Genomic DNA, 19,430 nt, shown 5'->3' on the forward strand with positions numbered 1-19,430 from the left:
CTTTGCAAAGCCTTTTTTATCGTCTCAAATGGAATAACAGTTTACGATGCGCCCATCTCTTCGAGAGCGTGGTGAACCATTTGATGCAAATTCTTTTGTTCGTCACTTTCCTCTTCGAAATTTTCCTCGTCATGACCGTTGAAAAGTGTCATGTCCGCCTGAACCCAGGCGATGGGATTTTCGATTCGGTGAATCTGCGGGAACAGCACGTGCATTTCCAACTTCAGCTGGTCCATCAGCATTTCAAAGGCAACCGGGTCATCTTGACCAACCGCCTTCAGCAAGTAGGCGCGACCGTCTTCGAAGTTCGGATCACGGAGTGGGCGTGGTTGTTCACACAGGATGGTCGTGTATTCTTTGCCATCCAAGAAACGGTACGTGAATTCCTGATGCAAAACCAAGCACTGGACATCCGTCAGGATGCTTGCCTGAATGAGCGGCAGCGTGTATGGATCTTGAAGCACCGCACGTGCTCCCGCCACATAGTCATTGACCGGGAGTGACAGTGCGTCTTGATAGATTTGTTGCTGCTCTAAAACGTCGTATCCGGAGATGTGATGGAAGCGGCGAGCAGCCCTTTTCAGCGCTTCCCCTTGTTCAATTTGTGCCACCTTTTCAGCCGCATCGACTTCCTTCAAACGACGTTCCTTGTCCTCAGGCTCGATTGACTCCACCGCCATTCGACGCGCCATGATGAAGTATGAAGCGTTCAAGCAGAGCTCAAAGTAGAACTGGTAGTCCTTCTTTTGACCGAGATACTCCCCCACGTACTCCTTTGCGACAGTCAAGGCAGCCTGAGGCTGTCCACTCTTTGAGAGGGCCCGCGCAAAGAGCTGGTTGTTTTCAAATGTTCGGTCACTGTCATACAACTGTGACCAGTTTTGTACGGCTAATTCGTAATCACCGTTATCGAAGGCTTGCTGCCCTTCTTCTCGCCATTCGTTCACTGAGGTCATCTCGTTCTCCTCTCGGTGTTGTCAAAGCCAAAAGCGACTCGGCTTCAAATTCAGCAAAAAAGACCCGTCAGGGTCTTTTTGTTTTACAACTATTCAGCGTTCTTTGAAGTATTTGGCTTGTTGTCTTGCTTCTTTGCTGATTGGTTTTGCTTCTTGCCCTTAGCAGAATTCTTTTGCTTTTTAGCGTTTGAAGGCTTCTTACCCTTCTTGTCGCCTTCCTGTCCCTTGTGGTGTGGACGGCGATTCTGGTTAACTTCCATCACGACGGGCATCACCATTGGGCGGCGACGCGTTTCGTTGAAGAGGAAGCGGGCCAACTTTTCACGAACTCCGTTCTTGAGTTCGTTCCAATCGAACGCCTTCGCGTTCTTCAAGTAGTCTTCGATTGCTTCAATCGTGAGCTTTCCAGCTTCCTTCATGAGGTCGCGGTTTGCCTTAACGTAGACGAAGCCGCGAGACGTCATCTTAGGCTTTGAAACAACCTTACGCTTTTTGCGGTCAATCGTCACGACCGTGACGAAGACACCGTCTTCGGACAAGATGCGACGGTCACGCAGTACGACGTTTCCGATGTCCTTCAAGGAATCACCGTCAATCATCGTTTCGGCAATTGAGACGGCACCGGACTTTTCAAATCCTTCACCGTTAAAGTTGATTTGATCACCACGCTTAGCAAGGATAATGTTTTCGGGGTCCATGCCGATTTCTTCGGCGGCTTCCTTGGCCGTGACCATCACGCGGAATTCCGCTGAGACAGGCATCAACATCTGTGGCTTGAAGATGTTCATCAACAACTGCAAGTCACCCTTTGAAGCGTGACCGGAAGAACGCAAATCAGCAGAAATCTGCTTGACGTTGGCGCCCTTCTTAAAGAGCATGTTACGCGTTTGCGCAACGTATGATTCCACGGCGAAGGCAGGCGTCATCGTAATGAAGACGAAGTCGTTTGAACCAATGGTTACGTCTGGGTCTTCACCCTTGGCCATCTTGTGCAAGGACTTAACCGGTTCACCGGTTTGACCCGTTTCCAAAACAACCGTTTCGGAATCAGGCATGTTGTCCAATTCCTTCAAGCTGGCGAAGAGTTGTTCTTCTGGCAAAGGCAAATCCAAAGCGCCCTGGTTCATGGCTGTTGAGATGACCTTTTCCACGTCGTTTCCAGCCAAGACAATGCGACGGTGCGTCTTAGCAGTGGCGTCAATCACTTGTTGGATGCGTTGGATGTTTGAAGCAACGGCAGCAACGATGATGCGCTTTCCCTTTGCTTCTTCAAAGGCTTCTTGAATGTATTCGTGAATCTGGCGTTCAGAAGCGGCAGGCTTTCCTGTCTCTTCCGTTCCAGCGGCGTCACCCAAGAGTGCCAAAACTGGCTTTGAACCAATTTCAGCCAAACGTTGGTAGTTGGTAGCAAAGTTTTCCTTCACCGTTTGGTCAAACTTAAAGTGACCCGTGTAAACGATTTGCCCTTCGTCCAAGGTAAAAACAATTCCCAAAGCTTGTGGAATCGTGTGCGTCGTGTTGAAGAAGGAAATTTTCACCGTGCCGAAGTCGATTTCGGTCTTTTCGTTTACGACGTGGTAGTCGTCGAAGCTGCGGTTGGCTTCTTCTTTGTTGATGGCCAACTTCGCCAATTCAATCGTCATTTCAGAACCGAAGATTGGGGCTTGCACTTGCTGCAACAAGTAAGGCAAGGCCCCGATGGCATCCGTGTGTCCGTGGGACAAGAAGATACCGGCGATCTTGTCTTGGTTTTGAATCAAGTATTCAAAGTCAGGAATGACCACGTCGATTCCAAGTTGTTCAGTGTCAGGGTACTTTAAACCAGCGTCCAAGATAAAAATCTCGTCGTTAACGTTGACGGCGTACATGTTCTTTCCGTTTTCGCGCACGCCCCCAAAGGGAATAATATTCAAATCTGTCATGTTGTTTCCTTTTGTATCGTGTAATTTAATTATCACTTGAGTGTCTTTACGTTGAAAGTCACTCTTGTCTCGATTTCAATTACTTCTATCTTAACATATTCTATACAAACTTTGCCGAAACAATCCTTTTCTTCTGTGAAACATTCCTGGACGTTTTTGACTTTTCCGTCTAATAAAAGCAAAACAAAAAAGCCAATCCGAAGATTGGCTTTTTGTATGAATATTAACGGTTAACGTTAACAGTCTTGTCAGTCGTTGCAGCAGTGCGTTCCTTGCTCAAGACGTTTTCCTTCTTCAAGGCTTCCTTTGCTTGGTCAGCAACCTTTGAGAAAGTGTCAAAGTCTGAAACTGCCAAGTCGGCCAACATCTTACGGTTCAATTGAACCCCTGCCAAAGTCAAACCGTGCATCAACTTTGAGTATGACATTCCGTTCATACGTGCAGCTGCGTTGATACGTGCAATCCACAACTTACGGAAGTCGCGCTTGCGGTTCTTACGGTCGCGGTAAGCGTACAAGTATGACTTGTAAACTTGTTGCTTAGCAACCTTGTAATTGATACGGCGTTGACCACGGTAACCCTTGGCCAACTTGATAAACTTCTTACGACGTGCGCGTGAAACTGTTCCACCCTTTACTCGCATGGGAATTTCCTCCTAGAAATAGTTAATTATAAAACCCTGAAATTAGAGGGTTGACAACATCTTTGCGTACTTCTTGATCGTTGTCTTGTTCATCATGCGTGTTCCACGCAATTGACGACGTTGCTTCTTCGTCTTACCGTGGAAACGGTGTGACGTGAAGGCTGAGGCTGACTTAAAGCCACCCTTTGCTGTCTTCTTGAAGCGCTTTGCTGAAGCGCGGTGAGTCTTCATCTTGGGCATGTGTCCATTCTCCTATCGTATTCCAGTATCTTTAGTCGGTGTTTTTGGCTTAGCCCTTCTTAGGAGCCAATACCAAGAACATTTGCCGACCGTCCATCTTAGCGCGTTGCTCAACCTTGGCAATGTCATCCAATTCGTTGGCCATGCGTTCCAAGACTTCCCGTCCAATATCTTGGTGGGTGATCATTCGACCACGGAAACGTAAGTTCAACTTCACCTTGTTTCCCTTTTCAAGGAACTTGATGGCTGCCTTCTTACGAGTTTCGAAATCACCAGAATCAATAACTGGTGACATACGAACTTCCTTGACCTGAACGACCTTCTGGTTCTTGCGCTGTTCTTTCTGGCGCTTTTGCGCTTCGAACTTTGCCTTACCCCAGTCCATGATCTTAGCTACAGGCGGTTGTGCGTTTGCCTGAACCAAAACCAAGTCTTGGCCCATATCGTCCGCTTTGCTTTGCGCATCGCGAGTCGACATTTCTTCTTGCTTGCCGTCATGAATTAACAAAACGCGGCTGGCACGGATATTATCGTTGACTAAGTCAACTTGTCGTGGTTGACGTGCTATGGTTCGATACCTCCAAAATATTTTTGTGTGAACAACGAAGAAAAAAAGTGGACGAACCGAAGTCCGCCCACTTTTACCTTACTGTACTGAAGTACAACGTGTATCTGCCTAGCAACGCGAGTCACGAGGCGAGAAGCGGGCGCTTCTACTTGTTCAACGTCATTAAGTATAGACGATGCATCCGCTCGTGTCAACGAATATCTGGCAATTTATTGAATTAATTTTCTTCTGTTTCGAAGGCGGGGTCGCTTTGGACCAGACCATCCTTTTCCTGCTCAGCCAAGTGAATCAGTAAGCGGCCACCGTAGTGGTAAGCCACGAGGATTCCAAACTGTGCTAAGGCGAAGAGACCAACGAAGGCAAACATGTGCCGGGAAATGGACGTCTTCATATAGTAGACCACCATGTCAAAGTTGGTAAAGACATCCCATGAGTTCAAACGGAGGAAACGACCGAGGTAAATCCCAAAGGAGGAAAGCCAAGAAACGATTCCCAAAGTAATCAGTGATGGCCAAGGTCCCTTACGCTTCAAGAAGCGGTGCATCATGAGTTCGAGGGACAAGATACCGAGGAAGACCCCGATGAAGATGCCAGCCGCCAAAACGGAGTAGTTAAAGTATTGGTAGCGAACGTCCAAGGCCGTTGAGATGTACTGCAAGTGGATGAAATCTGTGATCATGTACATGGTGTTCGGGAAGAACAGCAACCAGAGAATGGAGAAGCTGAACTGAGTGATCTTCAAGCGTGAAGCCAAAGCCAGCAAAGCAAAGTCCAATGGCAGCAAGGCCAAGAAAACGTTCCACATCAAGAAATCGAAGTGGGTTGGCGTCAGGTAGACGAAAGCAATAAAAAGCCCGACCACCAGGTGCACCATGATTATGCTGTTGGCATTCTTCTTGAATAGCGACATGTTTTTCCCCTTAAAACGAATACCTCGCTTGCGGAAAAGCAAGCAAGGGATAACGTGTCTATTTTAACAGTTTTCATGCTAAGCGTTAAGCTTTTTAACGGGAATTTTGAGGGATTCCTTTGCCGTGTTTTTCCGAATGGATTCACCCGTTTTTCAACCACCGTCAAGGTAGTGCTTAGTCGCCTTAAGCGTTGACAGGTCAAGTGTCCTCGGTTACCCTTTACTAAACAAACCATTCGTTTTGTTCTATTAATAAACCATGACGTGCGATTAGCCATGAAAGGAGCACCCATGACGAAAGCAACTGAACAAGCGGCCTTAGACCTACTGGTTAAAGCACAGGCTGACTACCAATACGTTGAGCATCCCCCACTCCACCATCTCGATGATGATTCGGCACCCGCTGGAATGCCCAAAATGAAGAACCTTTTATTGAAGACGAAAAAAGAGCAACAGTTCTACCTTTATATGACGAAACAAGACAAGGTGGACTTCAAGCACCTGGCCGAGCAACTGAACACGAGCAAGAGCCAGCTGCGTTTCGCCTCACCCGAAGACCTCTTCGAACTGCTCGGGCTGACGCCTGGAACGGTGAACCCCTTGGCCCTTGCCCTCGACACTGAGAACCAGATTCAGTTCCTCGTGGATCAGGAAATCATCGATGATGGCATCATGTCCTGCCATCCAAACCAAAACGAAGCATCCGTTATCATATCCTGGGAGCAATTCAACAAAGTTCTTTCATTTATCTCACATCCCGCACAGGTCATTTCAGAATAACTTAGCGAATTCTGTTTAGAAAAAATCAGATTTTTTGAATGACTTTGCGCCCTACTTATTGACAACATCGACAATCTTAGATAAACTTAAAAAGTTGATAAATTGAACCGAAAGGAGGTGCCGGAATGGCTACCCCATCAAACAAGAATTCTAAGTCTCACAAGCGTAACCGCCGCGGACACATCGGTTTGAACGTGCCAAACATTACTTTGGACAAGACCACTGGTGAATACCGTGTTGCTCACCGCGTTTCTCCTTCTGGAATGTACAACGGTAAGCAAGTTACTGAAAAGAAGTAATTTAAATAAAAGAGTTCCTCGTGCTTTGGTACGAGGATTTTTTTATACCCTTTTTTCTTTTAAGACTCTTCAAAAGTCAGGCCCGCCCCCTTTATTTCGGGCTTGCATGCTTTATAATGGATGGTAAGGATATAAAAAGGAGGAGCTCATGCCCCTTGATGGTCTCTTCGTGCACGCCATCGCGCACGAATTAAATGAAAAACTGGCCGGTGGACGCATTACAAAGGTGCACCAGCCCTACCAAAACGAAATCATTTTAGTGGTTCGTAACAACCAGACGAACTACCCCGTTCTCTTGTCAGCTCACCCGGCATACGCCCGAGCACAGATTACACAGATTCCTTACCAGAATCCAAAGACGCCAACCAACTTCGCGATGTTCTTACGTCGTAACTTGGAAGGTGCCCGTTTGGATTCGGTGAGCCAAGTCGAAAACGATCGTATTCTCCACTTCTCGGTGAAGACCCACGATGAACTGGGTGACGAGCAAACGCTGTTGCTCACGCTCGAGATGATGGGACGTCACTCGAACCTCTTCTTGGTTCGGGAAAAAGACCAACGCATCCTGGAGCTGGTTAAGCACGTGCCCGCCGACCAAAACCGGGTTCGTTCCTTGATTCCAGGTGCCACCTACACCCTGCCACCAAAGCAGGATAAGGAAAACCCATTTGATTCAACGCTTGGTACGTTAGCTACTATCTTGCTAGACCAAGAAAAAGACACTTGGGCAAAAAGCATTCAACAAAGTTACCAAGGTTTTTCAACGCAATCGGCTCAGGCTCTTGTGAAAGACTTGGTGGATGCCCCCGACGCATTGAAGACCACGAAGGAATGGTTGGCAAACTTTAACCAACCAAAGCCAACCCTCTTCCGTTCGGAAAAGGGCAACCTGTCCTACGCGGCCTTTCCTTGGAATCAGGATGGTGAACAGCAATCCTTTGATTCACTTGGTGAGTTGTTGGACGCCTACTTTGCAGGTCAGGCCGAAGCCGACCGTGTCAACCAGCAGGCAGCAACGCTCGTTCGTCTCGTGAAAAACGAGTTGAAGAAAAATGAATCAAAGCAAAAGAAGCTGGAACAAACTCTGGTGGATTCCGAAAACGCCGAAAGCTTCAAGGTGAAGGGTGACCTCTTAATTACCTACCCTCACCTGGTCAAAAAGGGCATGCAGGAAGTTGAAATCGAGAACTACTACGATAACAACAACCTGTTGAAGATTGCTTTGGATCCCCGTTTCGATGGTTTGCAAAACGCCAACCGCTACTTCAACAAGTACCGGAAGCTTCGTTCAGCCAAGGACTACGTCCTCGAACAGATGGAAGCAACCCAAGAAGAAATTGACTACTTCTCCTCCATTCAAACCCAGCTTTCCGTTGCTTCACCAAAGGATGTCGAAGACATTCGTGTGGAGTTAGTGGAACAGGGTTACTTGAAGGAAAAGACAAAGGTCAAGACCAAGGGGAAGCAGACCAAAAAGCCAAAGCACGTCATGGGAAAGTCCGACCAGTTTGTCGCAACGGACGGCACGCTGATCGAAGTTGGTAAGAACAACCTTCAAAACGACCAGTTGTCCTTGAAGAAGCAAAACCGACACAAGATTTGGCTCCACGTTCAAAAGATGCCTGGTTCGCACGTTCTGATTGATTCGGAGAATCCATCGGAACAGACTTTGACAGAGGCTGCGATGTTAGCCGCCTACTTCTCAAAGGCCCGCGATTCAGCAAACGTCCCAGTGGACTACTTGCCAGCCGGTAAGCTCCGCAAACCAAACGGCGCCAAGCCAGGATTCGTGATTTTCGAAGGGCAACAAACCCTCTACGTCACGCCAACGGCACAACTCGTACAAGAACTCAGAAAATAAGCAGGAAAACAGGAGGCAACATGAAAATCTTACACGAATTTAAGCAGTTCATTAACCGCGGAAACATCGTCGACATGGCCGTCGGTGTTATCATTGGTGGTGCTTTCACGACCTTGGTTAAGTCCTTTACGGTCAACTTGATTAACCCTCTTTTGGGACTCTTCACTGGTTCCGACCACCCACTGACGGAATTGCAGTTCCGCGTTTCGTCACGTTTGACCTTCACTTACGGTCAATTCCTGAACGACGTCTTCTCATTCTTGCTCACGGCATTTGTCGTGTTCTTGATCATCAAGTTTTTGAACAAGACGTTCTTGAAGAAGAAGGAAGCCGCACCAAAGGCTCCTTCCGACGAATTGGTTACGCTTCGCGAAATCAAGGACTTGCTTGCTGAACAAAACAAGCAAAAGTAATTCAATATTTAAGCAAACAAAAAGAGCTTCGTTTTGAAACGAAGCTCTTTTTTATTAAACATTTTTATGTTGGACGCCTGATTAGCGAATCTCTTCCAGGGCGGCTTCGATTTGCTTCAAGACGATTTCTTGGTTCTTTGGATCTTCCAAGTCATACTTTTGAAGGTCAACACGAATCTTTGGTGATTCATCGTATTCTTCGTACCAGTCGCGGTAGGCGGACCAAATCTTGTGGTAGTACTTGTACAAGTCGTCGTTTTCGTCGAACTGTTCGTAGTCACGACCACGCTTCCGGATACGGTGCAGGATGGTGTCAAAGTCAGCGTCGGCATAGACCATGAGGTCCGGTGCCTTCTTTGGCAATTCATGCAACTCCCCCATCATACGGGTGAGCAAGTTGTGGTAAACATCCATTTCCATGTCGGTGATGTTTCCATCCTTGTGGTTTTCCTTCGTGAAAAGTTCGTCTTCGTAGATGGAACGGTCCAAGACGTTGTTGTCATCGGCCAACGCCTTCTTAATCATGGAAAAGCGACGGTTTAAGAAGAAAATCTGCAACAAGAAACCGTACTGCTTTGGATCCTTATAGTAAAGCGGCAAAACCGGGTTGTCCCCAACTGGTTCGTAAAAGGCTTGGGTGCCAAAGTGCTTTGCTACTAATTCTGTTAAGGTTGTCTTTCCGACACCAATCATCCCCGCTGTAATAATCACCATAGATACTCCATTTCCATCTGATTGTGGCTTTGCCGTTTTGCGTCAGTCTTAAGACTAACGAGCAAAGCAAGTAAAGCTGGCTAAGAAAACTTAGCCTGTCACCAAGAGTGTCAAACCCTTGGAAACGAGATCGGACGTTGAACCGTCCTGACCAAGAAGCGCCTTTTCGACCTTCTTGATGTCCTTTGGACCGTAGCCCAAAGCTTCCAAAGCCGCCAAAGCATCCTCCAAGTTGGAAGAAGACTTTGCTGCCCCCGTGGCCCCAGAGTCGGCAAAAGAGGCAGAGGCTTGTTCGACCAAGCTGGCGAAATCATCCATCTTACCAGACAAATCGAGCACGATTTGCTGAGCGGTCTTCTTTCCAACGCCTGGGAACTGCGTGAGGTAGTCGACTTGGCTCTGCTCGATGGCAGTCACCAGGTCGGCTGGCTTCGCACCGGCCAGAATGGCAAGTGCTGACTTTGGCCCAATCCCCGAAACGTTCAACAACTTATTGAAGAGCTGCTTTTCCGTTAACGTGGCAAAACCATAGAGGCTCATTTCGGTTTCACGAACGATTTGTTCGACGAAGACCTGCGCTTCTTGGTTCACCTCAAAGTGGTAAGGATTGGCTGGATAAATTTTGTAGCCGACACCGTCCTTGGTCTCGAGCACAATTGTGCCGGGTGAAACCTGGGTAATCAGCCCCTTTAAGTATTCATACATGAATCAACCTCGTGCTTATGGTAAAACGTTGGTCTTTTGCTTCTTCAAATCAAACAGGGCGACTTCAGCCGACTTGGCCTTGTCCCAGCTATGGTAGTCCGTATACTCGGCGCTCGTGATGATGCGCTTTGTCGTGTCTGGGAACAGGCAGGTCACGATGGTGAGCTTGGCCTTATTGTTGATGCGTTCGTCCGGACTAAGTACCGTTCCGTCATCTTGATCAACGGTACTCTGGCCCACAATCTTGTAACGGTAAATGCCGTTTTTGTTGGCGAGGTAGATGTACTCCCCGTTCAACCAAGATGAGGTTCCTAAGTGACCAGCGGCATCTTCGTACGGCGCGTTTTGCTTCAACTTTTCTTGCAAGGCAGAAAAGCCGGTGTAGCCGTTATCCCAGTTGTGGGCGGCAAGGGTGTAATTACCCTGCCCCATCACGGGAACGGCTTGCCCCTTGTCCTGTGAGGTGTTGGCCCCCTTATCAAGGGCAACTTTTGAGAAGGCGTTGTCGTAGATAGGCATCAAGATGGAAAGCTTTGGCATGGCCACGTAGCCCTGCTTGTTCAATCCGAGGCCCTTTTGGTCCTCTCTTGAAACCGCATCGGCGATTTCTTGTCGCTGTTTCTTTGAGTAGGTTCCAGGCTTTTGTGTGAGTACCTTCTTTGGTGCCGTTTTGAACCACGAGGTGGCTGGTTGTCCAGACACCCACTGGTAGCAAAGCAACACGGCGAAGAAGATGGTCAACAGGCCGAAGAACCGATGTAAGATTTTGCGTAAACGTTCCGACATAACGCCCTCCCAAACAAGACATTTCACTCATAAGTGTACACGTCGAACTTTGCAGAAAGACGACAGACTATAACAATTTTTGTAAAATCGTCTTCAATACACCGTCGTGGTTATTATCCGAAACGGCTTCTGAGAAACCACGGCCGAACAGCTGCGGATCGGCGTTTGGCATGATGTAGGGATGCCCCACGAGTTCGAGCATTTCAAGGTCGTTTAGACCATCCCCGAAGGCCGCCATCTGGTCGGCTTCGAGTCCCATGCGCTTTCCAATGTCAGCGAGCGCCACACCCTTGTTGACGTTTGGGGCGACAAAGTCAATGGCGCCATAGCCTGACGTGGTCACGTGAACGGGCAGCTTCAATTGCTGTACCTGTTCAATGAATGGCATCTCGTAGTTCGGGATGTTCACCGTCATCTTCAAGATGGGTTCTTCGATTTCGGACAAATCGTCGATCATCGTCAAGGACTTGAAGTAGGTCTTGGCCTTCTTCGTGCCCATGCCCAACTGTGCCTGGGACTTCAACATGTATGCCTTATCCGTCCCCGTGAAGACCAAGCCCATTTCGACCTTATCAGAAATGGTTTCCATAATCTTCACGACCGGTTCAAAGGCCGCTTTGTCGATGGCGTAAGTCGCCACGACTTCACCCTGGTAGACGACTTCGGCCCCGTTGTTGGCAATCAACGTGTAGTCCTGGTTCACTCCGGCAAAGTACTGTGCGACCTTGTCTGGGTGGTTTCCAGTAGCCACGACAAAAGTCGCACCCTCCTCTTTGGCTTTTGCGACCATTTCTTCGTAAAGCTTGTGGTCAAAGCCCTTCAAATTGTTTAAGAAAGTAGCATCTAAATCCGTTGCAATTAATTTAACTGTCATGGTTTTACCCCATTTAGTAATGTCCAATTGGCCATTCAGAAACACGCGTGACAAGGAGAAGATTTACTTCTTACCACGCTTTTTCTTCATCTTCTTCATCTTACGGGCTGCTTGCTTCATCGCAAAGTTTTGCACCTTTTGACCGAAGTTACCGGAAGGCATACCAGGCATTCCCTGGCCACCCATCATGGATGACATGTCCATACCGGCACCGCCCATCATCTGATCCATTCCAGAGAAGTTTCCCTTCGTGGCCTGGTTCATCATCTTCTTCATCTGGTCGAACTGCTTGATCATCTTGTTGACTTCAACAACGGGACGACCAGCACCGGCGGCCAAACGGCGACGGCGGGATGGGTTCAACAAGTCTGGGTTTTCCCGTTCCTTTGGCGTCATGGAAGACACGATGGCTTCCATGTGCGTGAAGGTCTTTGGATCGATTGACATGTTCTTCAAGGCAGGGTTGTTGGCCATACCAGGAATCATCTTAATCAAATCTTCCATTGGGCCCATGTTTTGAACCTGCTTCAATTGGTCAACGAAGTCGTTGAAGTCGAAGGTGTTTTGACGCATCTTCTCCAATTGTTCGGCCTGCTTCTTTTCATCGACTTCTTTTTGAGCCTTTTCGATGAAAGTAAGCATGTCTCCCATCCCAAGGATACGAGATGCCATACGGTCTGGGTAAAAGACATCCAAATCCGTTGGCTTTTCCCCTTGTCCGACGAACTTGATTGGCTTACCCGTCACGTCGCGGATTGAGAGGGCGGCACCACCACGGGTGTCACCGTCCAACTTGGTCAAAACAACACCGGTCAAGTCCAAACGGTCAGCGAAACCTTGGGCGGTTTCCGTCGCGTTCTGACCAGTCATGGCATCGACCGTCAACAGAATTTCGTCTGGGTTCGCGATGTTTGCAATGTCAGACAATTCCGTCATCAAGTCTTCGTCGATTTGCAAACGACCGGCCGTATCGATGAAGACGTAATCGTTGTTCTTTTCCTTGGCCTGGGCCAACCCGTGCTTGACGATGTCGCGTGGGTCAACGTCGGTTCCTTCGGAGAAGACAGGAACGTCCAAGTCCTTACCAAGGATTTCCAACTGGTCAATGGCGGCTGGACGGTAAACATCGGCCGCAATCATCAATGGACGGGCGTTATTTTCCTTCTTCAGCTTGTAGGCAAGCTTGGCAACCGTCGTGGTCTTACCAGCACCCTGAAGACCAGCCATCATGATGATGGTTGGAATCTTTTCGGATTGGTTAAGTGGGGCTGCTTCTTCACCCATCAAAGCCGTCAATTCGTCGTTCACGATCTTGACAACTTGCTGTGGGGCGTTCAATCCTTCGAGGATTTCGGCACCCTTGGCCTTGTCTTTGATGTTTGCGATGAACTTCTTAACCGTTGGGTAAGAAACGTCGGCTTCAAGTAAAGCCAGGCGAATTTCGCGGAGGGAGGCCTGAAGATCTTCTTCTTTGATCTTGCCCTGTCCCGTTAAGTTTTTCAGCGCCTTGCTCAGGCGGTCCGTCAAGTTTTCAAAAGCCATAGTCTGCTCACTGGGAAACCCAGCTTGCCTCCTTTTTAATTGATTTCTTCGTTGACCATGCGGTCAATCATTTCTTTCAAATGTTGGTCTTGTGCGTAGTTCGCTTCGACGTAGTCCAAGAGCTTTTGCTCTTCTTCCTGTCGGGCAAGGGAGTCCTTGTAAAGGGACAAAACATCCTCATAATGCTCCAAAACGTCGACACCCTTTTTGAGATTATCCGAGACAGCTTGTCTTGAAACGGTCTCTTCTTCGGCAATCTCGATGATGGAAAAGTCGTCTTCGTAGTAGTAACGCAGGTAGGTCTGTTGCTTCTTGGCTAAGAGTTCACCGTAGAAGGCTAACAGGGCGCAAACCCGGTTTTTCTTTTCGATGTCCATTATTCCACCAGGTCCTTAAACATACCGTAAACGAAGTCTTCTGCGGAAAAGGTGCGTAAATCGGAAACCTTTTCCCCGAAACCGACCCATTTGACGGGCAAGTGGAGTTGGTCGCGGATGGCAAAGACGATTCCACCCTTGGCAGTTCCGTCCATCTTAGTTAGGACGAGGCCGGTCACTTCGGATGAGTCTTGGAAGAGCTTGGCCTGTTGTAAGGCGTTTTGACCGGTCGTGGCGTCTAGGACGAGGAGAACTTCTTGGGGAGCTTCGGGCAAAACCTTTTGGATGACACGGTTCATCTTGGCGAGCTCTTGCATGAGGTTGACGTTGTTTTGTAAGCGTCCAGCGGTGTCCACGAACAAAACGTCGGCCGATTCGGCCACGGCCTTCTCGACCGCCTCATAGACAACCGATGCGGGATCGGCTTTCTCAGCCCCGGCAACCACCGGCACTGCCACTCGAGTCCCCCACTCCTGTAGCTGCTTCACAGCACCGGCGCGAAAGGTGTCGGCGGCGGCCATCATGACCTTCTTGCCTTCGTCCTTGTAGCGCTGGGCCATCTTTCCGACCGTCGTCGTTTTACCGACACCATTCACCCCAACAAACAAGATAACAGTTGGCGCACCCTTTGGTGCAAAGTGCATGCTTTGGTCTTCGTCTTGGCCCTGTTCTTCGTACTGCTCGACCATCAAACGGATGATGAGGTCACGGATTTCTTTTTTGTCCTTGATGTTTTCAAGCTTCACGGCTTCGCGAACCTGATTTGAAATTGAAATGGCCAAATCAAAGCCAAGGTCGGAGCCAATCAAGGTGTCTTCGAGCTCTTCGAAGAAGTCTTCGTCAACGGAGCGGAAGTTCGCTAAGAACTTGTTGAAGCGGGAGGCGAAGCCCTGACGGGATTGCGTGAGGCCCTTTTCGTATACGGCCCGTTCGCTTTCTTCGTCGGCATCATCCTTGCCTTCTGCCTTTGCTTCGTCCTCGTCAGCTTCAACCGGTGATTCAATCACGGCTTCGGTGTCGGCTTCTGCATCGACTTCGGCTTGGACGTCGTCTTTTGACTGCAAGTTTTCAGCGATGGCCTGGGCCTGACTTTGGCCAGTCCCTTGGTCGGCTGAAACAGCAGCTGAATCAACTTCAGCCTGAGCGGCTTCGGTCTTTTCAGCCACGTCAGCGTCAACTTCAGCTTCAGCAGCTTCCGTCTTTTCAGCGACGTCTTGCTTGGCTTCGGCATTCGCTTCTTCTACGGCTTCAACAGCCGCCGCGTCTGCTTCATCAGAAACGACGTCGTCTGACGCCATTTCTTCTGCTGCGTTTTGGGCACCAGCTTCGGCGCTTTGCTCAGCCGAGTCATTTTCAGGCTGGTCTGAAGCGTCATTTGAAGCGGTCACATCGTCTTGTTTGACGTCGTCAATTTTTTCTTGGTTGTCTACTGCTTGATTCTTTTTGAAAATATCAAAGAGTCCCATGAAAGACCTCCATTGTTCGGATCGTTATGATTCAGCGTCTGTGGCTTGAAAAGAAAGGTGGTCACGTAACGGATAGGCAGAGCAAAGTACGACTATTCAGCCAACTTTTGTTCCGCCTGATCGATGTTAACGGCAACCATCTTTGACACACCAGCTTCCTGCATCGTCACTCCGTAGAGGACGGCTGCGGCCACCATCGTTCCCTTACGGTGGGTGATGGTGATGAACTGGGTGCTGCCACCAAAGTTCTTCAAGTAGGCGGCGAAGCGGTCAACGTTGGCTTCATCCAACGCGGCTTCGGCCTCATCCAGCACGGCAAATGGCACTGGACGAACCTGCAGGATGGCAAAGAGCAAGGAAATGGCAGTCAGGGCCTTTTCTCCACCGGAAAGCAAGGACATCTGCTGGAACTTCTTACCAGGTGGCTGTGCCTTGATGTCGATTCCAGTGGTGAGAAGGTGCTCCGGATCCGTCAGTTCGATTTCAGCCTGCCCGCCGGCAAACATCTTCGTAAAGACGTCCTTGAAGTGTTCGGCCACTTGATCAAAGGTTTCCTTGAAGCGAACCTTCACTTCCTCGTCCATCTCATCGATGGTTGCTTGCAGCGTTGCCTTGGCACGGTGCAAGTCTTCGGCCTGCTGGCTCAAGAAGCTGTGGCGTTCTTTAATTTCGTCGTATTCTTGGATGGCAGCGATGTTCACTGGTCCAAGACCGTCCAAGGCGCGCTTGGTTGAGGCAAGTTCCTTGTCCACTTCAGCATCGGACAAATCGGATGCCGGCAAGTCTTCTTCAGACTGTACCGTCAATCCGTAGGTCTGTTGCAGCGTCGATACCTGCTTGGCCAGCTTCTCTTGGGCGGTTTGTAAGCGGTGGGCGGCGTTGGCTTGGTCAACCAAGGCCTTGTTCACCTCTTCTTGCTCGGAAGTAAGGCTTTCTTCCAACTCGTTGACCCGGTTGGTCAAGTCCGTGAAGGACTGCGTGAGTTCGTCGGTCTTTGAACCGGCTTCAAAAAGTGCTTCTTCCAAAGCAGCCAACTGTTCGGAAAGGGCTGGGCCGTTTGCGGCTTGGTCAAGGCGTTCCTTGATTTCAGCCTGGCGGGCCTGCAATTCGTTTTGTTGGCTCTGTAGTTCAGAAAGCAAGGTCTGCAAGCGGTGCTTGTTTTCCAAAGCCCCTTCTTGCTTGGCAGAAACCGTCGCCTCTTCGGCTTGGAACTGCGCCTTTTCTTCTTGGTAGGCCGCTTGTTCTTCTTCGACCTGGGCCAACTTGTCGGTCAGCTCCTTGGTCTTGGCCTCGGCTTCACCCTGAGCCTTTTCCTTGTCGGACAAAGCTTGCTTGGATTCAGCCTGAGCATTCAAAGCATCTTCTTCTTCGGCCTTCAAGTCGGACAGGTCGAGGGTCAAGGTTTGAACCTTGGTCTCTTCCTGTGCAACGGCGTCCTTCAAGGCGGTCAACTGGTAATCAACCTGGTTGCCTTGGTTTTCAAAGTCGTAGTACGCGGCTTGCAAGTCCTGCAATTGGTCGGACAAATCGTTAACAGCCTGTTGCTGCTTGTTACGGGCAGCGGCGAGGTCGTTAACAGCTTGTTCCTGCTTGTCCAAGGCATCTTGCTTTTCCTTCAAGTCCGCTTGGCGGGACAAGACAGAAGGACCTTGACGGTGGTTGGCACCTCCGGTGATGGATCCACCGGCGTTCACTAACTGCCCGTCCAAGGAAACGACACGCATCCGGTTTTGAACGGCCTTTGCCACACGCGTTGCCGCGTCCAAGTCGGAGACGACCAAGGTCGTCCCGAGCAGGTTAGACAAAATGTTGTCCATCCCCTTTGGCATCGAAACCAAATCGGCAGCGATACCAATGAATCCGTGCTCGCTCTCGGCACGGTAGACATCGCGCGCCTGACGTGGCTTGATGCTTTCTTCAGGAAGCAGCGTCACACGTCCCTGGCGGTTCTTAGTCATGTAAGAAACGATGGCCTTCGCCGTCTTGGTATTGTCCACGACGACGTTTTGCAAAGCCCCACCCAAGACCGTTTCGATGGCCTTGGTGTAGTCCTTTGGTACGTTTACGAGTTCGGCCACAACACCCCGAATGCCGGGAAAGTTGCGCTTTACCTTCGGTGCCATCAAGTTCTTAACACCTTGGTAGAAGCCCGCGTATTCGTCCAAGGAAGATTCCGCTTGGAAAATAGACTGGGCCTTATCCAAGTTGTAGGCGGCTTGTTGCCAAGCTTCCTGTGCTTCTTGGTAGGAAGCCTTCGCCTTGTTCAAATCGTCCTTTGCGGCGACCAACTTGGCGTCGTAAGGATTTTCACCCGTCGTCTTGTCGGGGTGTTCCTTTTCGTAGTCGGCCAACTTGGTCTTCGCTTCTTCCAGGGCCTTCTGGGCAATGGCGAGCGCTTCTTCTTTACGGGCCTGTTGGTCCTTTGCTTGTTCGAGCGCACGGTCTTCGAAGGTCACCTTGTTTTTCAAGGCAGCCAATTCCTGCATCACGGCAACGTAGGACTGGCGGTTTTCTTCCAGTTCAGCCTTGATGCTTTCGACCTGGGCTTGTCCGTGCTCTTCTTCGATTTGGCGAATGGTTGCCTTCAACGAAGTGGCCTTTTCGGTCAAAGCCTTTGCCTTCTCGTCGGCTTCGGCCAAATCAGCGGCAGCCTTTTCACCCTGGGCCTTCAAGTTTTCTTCTTGACCCTGCAGCGTTTCTTGCTCGTGGCGTAGGCTTTCAGCTTCCTGGGAAGCGAGCTTTTGGTTACCAATCAGCTGTTCTTTTTGCTGCGTCTTGGCCAGAATGTCTTGGTTCAGTTGGTCTTTCTTTTCCTGAACTTCCGTTAGCTGGTTACGGGCTGCCGTGAGCTTCTGCTTACGGTCGGCAAGCGCTGCCTGCTTTTCTTCAACGTCTCGATTCAATTCTTGCAAAGAGCCGTCCTGATTGACGACCTGTCCCTGCAAGGACAAAATGGAGCGGGTCAAGCGTACCTTGTCGAGCTTTTCAAAAGTCTCACGCTTTTCCAGGTACGTCTTGGCAGTCTGGGCCTGGTTTTCCAACGGTGCCAAACGGCTTTCCACTTCGGAAATAATGTCTTGGACACGGTCCAAGTTGTCGTCGGTCACCGCAAGGTCACGTTCGGCCTGCGTCTTGTTTTGCTTGTACTTGTAGACACCGGCCACTTCTTCGATGATTCCACGGCGATCTTCGGGCTTGGCAGAAAAGATTTTTTCAACCTGTCCCTGGGAGATGATGGAGAAACCATCCTTACCCAAACCAGTGTCCATGAAAATTTCGTGGATGTCTTTCAAACGGCAGTCCGCCCCGTTCAGCTGGTAAGAAGACTCACCGGAACGGTACAGGCGACGCGTAATACGAAGTTCTGAAAAATCAGATTGGATGTAGTGATCCGAGTTATCGAAGGTAATGGAAACCTCCGCCCGGTTCAACGGCTTACGGTTTTTTGTTCCCGCAAAAATAACGTCCGCCATTTTGTTACCACGGAGGTCCTTTGCGGACTGCTCCCCCATAACCCAGCGGATCGCTTCAATAATGTTTGATTTCCCCGAACCGTTTGGTCCAACGATTCCGGTCATCCCTTTTTGAAAGTCAATGACGGTCTTATTTGCAAAGGACTTAAAACCGATGATTTCCAGTGTCTTTAATTTCATACTTCTCTACTCAAAACTGCTTACTTTAAATCATTCAGGGCCTTTTGGGCGGCTGCCTTTTCGGCATCCTTAATGGATGAGCCCTGTCCATGGGCCAAGACTTCACCGTCCAATGATACGGAAACGGTAAAGACTTGGCTGTTGTCTTCGTTGCGTACTTCGTCTTCAATCTGGTAAGAGATATCGACGGTTCCCTTGGCCTGCAACTTTTCTTGCAAGCGGGACTTGAAGTCGATGAACTGGTCGAAGAAGTTATCATCGACCGCGGCAAAGACCGTCTGGTTCAACAAAGACGTCACGGCTACCTGCCCTTGGTCTAAGAACAAGGCACCGATGAAGGCTTCCCAGATATCTTCGAGCAAGGAAGGACGGTTACGGGCCCCGTTCATCTCCTCCCCCTTCCCCAAACGAATGGCTTCGTTTAGGTGAATTAATGACGCGAAGTGGGCAAAGGACTTCGTTTGAACCATGGTGATTCGCATTTCAGTCAGTTGGCCTTCATCCCATTCTGGGTAACGCTTGAATAGGTATTCTGTCACAGACGCCTGCATGATGGCGTCCCCTAAAAATTCGAGTCGTTGGTAGTCACGACCCGTCTCCTTTGGGTTCTCATTTAAATAGTTACGCTGCGTGAGCGCCTCTTTCAAGAGATCCAAATCCGTAAAGTCAATTTGGAAATTTTCTTTCAAATAATCTTTAAAATCTATAGGTGACAATGTCC

At 49.4% G+C, this 19,430-nt stretch carries 19 protein-coding genes and 1 other annotated feature; of the genes, 4 read left to right on the top strand and 15 right to left on the bottom strand.

Annotated features, from left to right (window positions below; translation table 11 throughout):
- Window positions 1–41: 41 nt before the first annotated feature.
- From NFX39_RS00830 to NFX39_RS00855, 6 genes are all read right to left on the bottom strand, one after another.
- Window positions 42–956 carry a hypothetical protein gene (locus NFX39_RS00830; protein WP_252442089.1) on the bottom strand — a complete coding sequence of 305 codons (915 nt, stop codon included), beginning with the start codon at window positions 954–956 and terminating at the stop codon, window positions 42–44.
- An 89-nt stretch (window positions 957–1,045) separates the two neighbouring features.
- Complete coding sequence (locus NFX39_RS00835; RefSeq protein WP_252442091.1) at window positions 1,046–2,878, bottom strand: ribonuclease J; 1,833 nt, start codon at window positions 2,876–2,878, stop codon at window positions 1,046–1,048.
- Between the two features lie 223 nt (window positions 2,879–3,101).
- The gene (gene rplT / locus NFX39_RS00840; protein ID WP_252442093.1) at window positions 3,102–3,521 is read right to left on the bottom strand and encodes a 50S ribosomal protein L20; all 420 of its coding nucleotides are present in this window, start codon (window positions 3,519–3,521) and stop codon (window positions 3,102–3,104) included.
- Between the two features lie 42 nt (window positions 3,522–3,563).
- Entirely contained in the window at window positions 3,564–3,761 is a 198-nt protein-coding gene (rpmI, locus tag NFX39_RS00845; RefSeq protein WP_213809500.1) for a 50S ribosomal protein L35, read from the bottom strand.
- 49 nt (window positions 3,762–3,810) lie between these two features.
- A complete protein-coding gene (gene infC, locus NFX39_RS00850) occupies window positions 3,811–4,350 on the bottom strand; it encodes a translation initiation factor IF-3 (protein ID WP_252442448.1) in 540 nt (179 codons plus the stop codon).
- A 12-nt stretch (window positions 4,351–4,362) separates the two neighbouring features.
- Window positions 4,363–4,486, bottom strand: a sequence feature (ribosomal protein L20 leader region).
- 60 nt (window positions 4,487–4,546) lie between these two features.
- Window positions 4,547–5,239, bottom strand: a complete 693-nt coding sequence (locus NFX39_RS00855; protein WP_252442095.1) for a DUF1361 domain-containing protein — start codon at window positions 5,237–5,239, stop codon at window positions 4,547–4,549.
- A gap of 291 nt (window positions 5,240–5,530) precedes the next feature.
- Here NFX39_RS00855 and NFX39_RS00860 point away from each other — a divergent pair, with 291 nt between their 5' ends.
- The 4 genes from NFX39_RS00860 (at window position 5,531) to mscL (ending at window position 8,592) form a co-directional block, all read left to right on the top strand.
- Window positions 5,531–6,019, top strand: a complete 489-nt coding sequence (locus tag NFX39_RS00860) for a YbaK/EbsC family protein (protein ID WP_252442097.1) — start codon at window positions 5,531–5,533, stop codon at window positions 6,017–6,019.
- Window positions 6,020–6,144: 125 nt separating this feature from the next.
- A complete protein-coding gene (rpmF, locus tag NFX39_RS00865; RefSeq protein WP_091501350.1) occupies window positions 6,145–6,318 on the top strand; it encodes a 50S ribosomal protein L32 in 174 nt (57 codons plus the stop codon).
- 148 nt (window positions 6,319–6,466) lie between these two features.
- Window positions 6,467–8,179 (top strand): NFACT RNA binding domain-containing protein, encoded by a 1,713-nt coding sequence (locus NFX39_RS00870; protein WP_252442099.1) that lies wholly within the window; start codon window positions 6,467–6,469, stop codon window positions 8,177–8,179.
- Window positions 8,180–8,205: 26 nt separating this feature from the next.
- On the top strand, window positions 8,206–8,592 hold the full coding sequence (gene mscL, locus NFX39_RS00875; RefSeq protein ID WP_252442450.1) for a large-conductance mechanosensitive channel protein MscL: 387 nt from the start codon (window positions 8,206–8,208) through the stop codon (window positions 8,590–8,592).
- Window positions 8,593–8,673: 81 nt separating this feature from the next.
- Here the strand turns inward: mscL and NFX39_RS00880 are convergent, their stop codons facing one another.
- The 9 genes from NFX39_RS00880 to rnc all read right to left on the bottom strand — a co-directional run bounded on the left by NFX39_RS00880 (window position 8,674) and on the right by rnc (window position 19,425).
- On the bottom strand, window positions 8,674–9,306 hold the full coding sequence (locus NFX39_RS00880) for a deoxynucleoside kinase (protein ID WP_252442101.1): 633 nt from the start codon (window positions 9,304–9,306) through the stop codon (window positions 8,674–8,676).
- 90 nt (window positions 9,307–9,396) lie between these two features.
- Entirely contained in the window at window positions 9,397–10,011 is a 615-nt protein-coding gene (gene ruvA, locus NFX39_RS00885; protein ID WP_252442103.1) for a Holliday junction branch migration protein RuvA, read from the bottom strand.
- 15 nt (window positions 10,012–10,026) lie between these two features.
- On the bottom strand, window positions 10,027–10,797 hold the full coding sequence (locus NFX39_RS00890) for a class A sortase (RefSeq protein ID WP_252442105.1): 771 nt from the start codon (window positions 10,795–10,797) through the stop codon (window positions 10,027–10,029).
- Window positions 10,798–10,864: 67 nt separating this feature from the next.
- Window positions 10,865–11,671 carry an HAD-IIB family hydrolase gene (locus NFX39_RS00895; RefSeq protein WP_252442107.1) on the bottom strand — a complete coding sequence of 269 codons (807 nt, stop codon included), beginning with the start codon at window positions 11,669–11,671 and terminating at the stop codon, window positions 10,865–10,867.
- Window positions 11,672–11,734: 63 nt separating this feature from the next.
- The gene (gene ffh / locus NFX39_RS00900; RefSeq protein WP_252442109.1) at window positions 11,735–13,213 is read right to left on the bottom strand and encodes a signal recognition particle protein; all 1,479 of its coding nucleotides are present in this window, start codon (window positions 13,211–13,213) and stop codon (window positions 11,735–11,737) included.
- A gap of 35 nt (window positions 13,214–13,248) precedes the next feature.
- The gene (ylxM, locus tag NFX39_RS00905; protein ID WP_252442111.1) at window positions 13,249–13,590 is read right to left on the bottom strand and encodes a YlxM family DNA-binding protein; all 342 of its coding nucleotides are present in this window, start codon (window positions 13,588–13,590) and stop codon (window positions 13,249–13,251) included.
- Window positions 13,590–15,056 (bottom strand): signal recognition particle-docking protein FtsY, encoded by a 1,467-nt coding sequence (ftsY, locus tag NFX39_RS00910; protein WP_252442113.1) that lies wholly within the window; start codon window positions 15,054–15,056, stop codon window positions 13,590–13,592. The genes ylxM and ftsY overlap by 1 nt, the downstream gene beginning before the upstream one ends.
- Before the next feature lie 92 nt (window positions 15,057–15,148).
- Window positions 15,149–18,709, bottom strand: a complete 3,561-nt coding sequence (smc, locus tag NFX39_RS00915) for a chromosome segregation protein SMC (RefSeq protein WP_252442115.1) — start codon at window positions 18,707–18,709, stop codon at window positions 15,149–15,151.
- A gap of 20 nt (window positions 18,710–18,729) precedes the next feature.
- A complete protein-coding gene (rnc, locus tag NFX39_RS00920; protein WP_252442117.1) occupies window positions 18,730–19,425 on the bottom strand; it encodes a ribonuclease III in 696 nt (231 codons plus the stop codon).
- Between the last annotated feature and the right edge of the window lie 5 nt (window positions 19,426–19,430).

The sequence above is a fragment of the Fructobacillus apis genome, from assembly GCF_023893635.1.
GTDB classification, from domain to species: domain Bacteria; phylum Bacillota; class Bacilli; order Lactobacillales; family Lactobacillaceae; genus Fructobacillus; species Fructobacillus apis.

Coding starts and splice junctions, on each gene's coding strand:
- NFX39_RS00880 (WP_252442101.1), bottom strand. CDS start 9,306: ATGGTGATTATTACAGCGGGGATGATTGGTGTCGGAAAGACAACCTTA.
- NFX39_RS00855 (WP_252442095.1), bottom strand. CDS start 5,239: ATGTCGCTATTCAAGAAGAATGCCAACAGCATAATCATGGTGCACCTG.
- NFX39_RS00895 (WP_252442107.1), bottom strand. CDS start 11,671: ATGACAGTTAAATTAATTGCAACGGATTTAGATGCTACTTTCTTAAAC.
- NFX39_RS00830 (WP_252442089.1), bottom strand. CDS start 956: ATGACCTCAGTGAACGAATGGCGAGAAGAAGGGCAGCAAGCCTTCGAT.
- NFX39_RS00835 (WP_252442091.1), bottom strand. CDS start 2,878: ATGACAGATTTGAATATTATTCCCTTTGGGGGCGTGCGCGAAAACGGA.
- rpmF (WP_091501350.1), top strand. CDS start 6,145: ATGGCTACCCCATCAAACAAGAATTCTAAGTCTCACAAGCGTAACCGC.
- NFX39_RS00870 (WP_252442099.1), top strand. CDS start 6,467: ATGCCCCTTGATGGTCTCTTCGTGCACGCCATCGCGCACGAATTAAAT.
- rplT (WP_252442093.1), bottom strand. CDS start 3,521: ATGCGAGTAAAGGGTGGAACAGTTTCACGCGCACGTCGTAAGAAGTTT.
- ylxM (WP_252442111.1), bottom strand. CDS start 13,590: ATGGACATCGAAAAGAAAAACCGGGTTTGCGCCCTGTTAGCCTTCTAC.
- NFX39_RS00860 (WP_252442097.1), top strand. CDS start 5,531: ATGACGAAAGCAACTGAACAAGCGGCCTTAGACCTACTGGTTAAAGCA.
- NFX39_RS00890 (WP_252442105.1), bottom strand. CDS start 10,797: ATGTCGGAACGTTTACGCAAAATCTTACATCGGTTCTTCGGCCTGTTG.
- ftsY (WP_252442113.1), bottom strand. CDS start 15,056: ATGGGACTCTTTGATATTTTCAAAAAGAATCAAGCAGTAGACAACCAA.
- smc (WP_252442115.1), bottom strand. CDS start 18,709: ATGAAATTAAAGACACTGGAAATCATCGGTTTTAAGTCCTTTGCAAAT.
- rpmI (WP_213809500.1), bottom strand. CDS start 3,761: ATGCCCAAGATGAAGACTCACCGCGCTTCAGCAAAGCGCTTCAAGAAG.
- ffh (WP_252442109.1), bottom strand. CDS start 13,213: ATGGCTTTTGAAAACTTGACGGACCGCCTGAGCAAGGCGCTGAAAAAC.
- ruvA (WP_252442103.1), bottom strand. CDS start 10,011: ATGTATGAATACTTAAAGGGGCTGATTACCCAGGTTTCACCCGGCACA.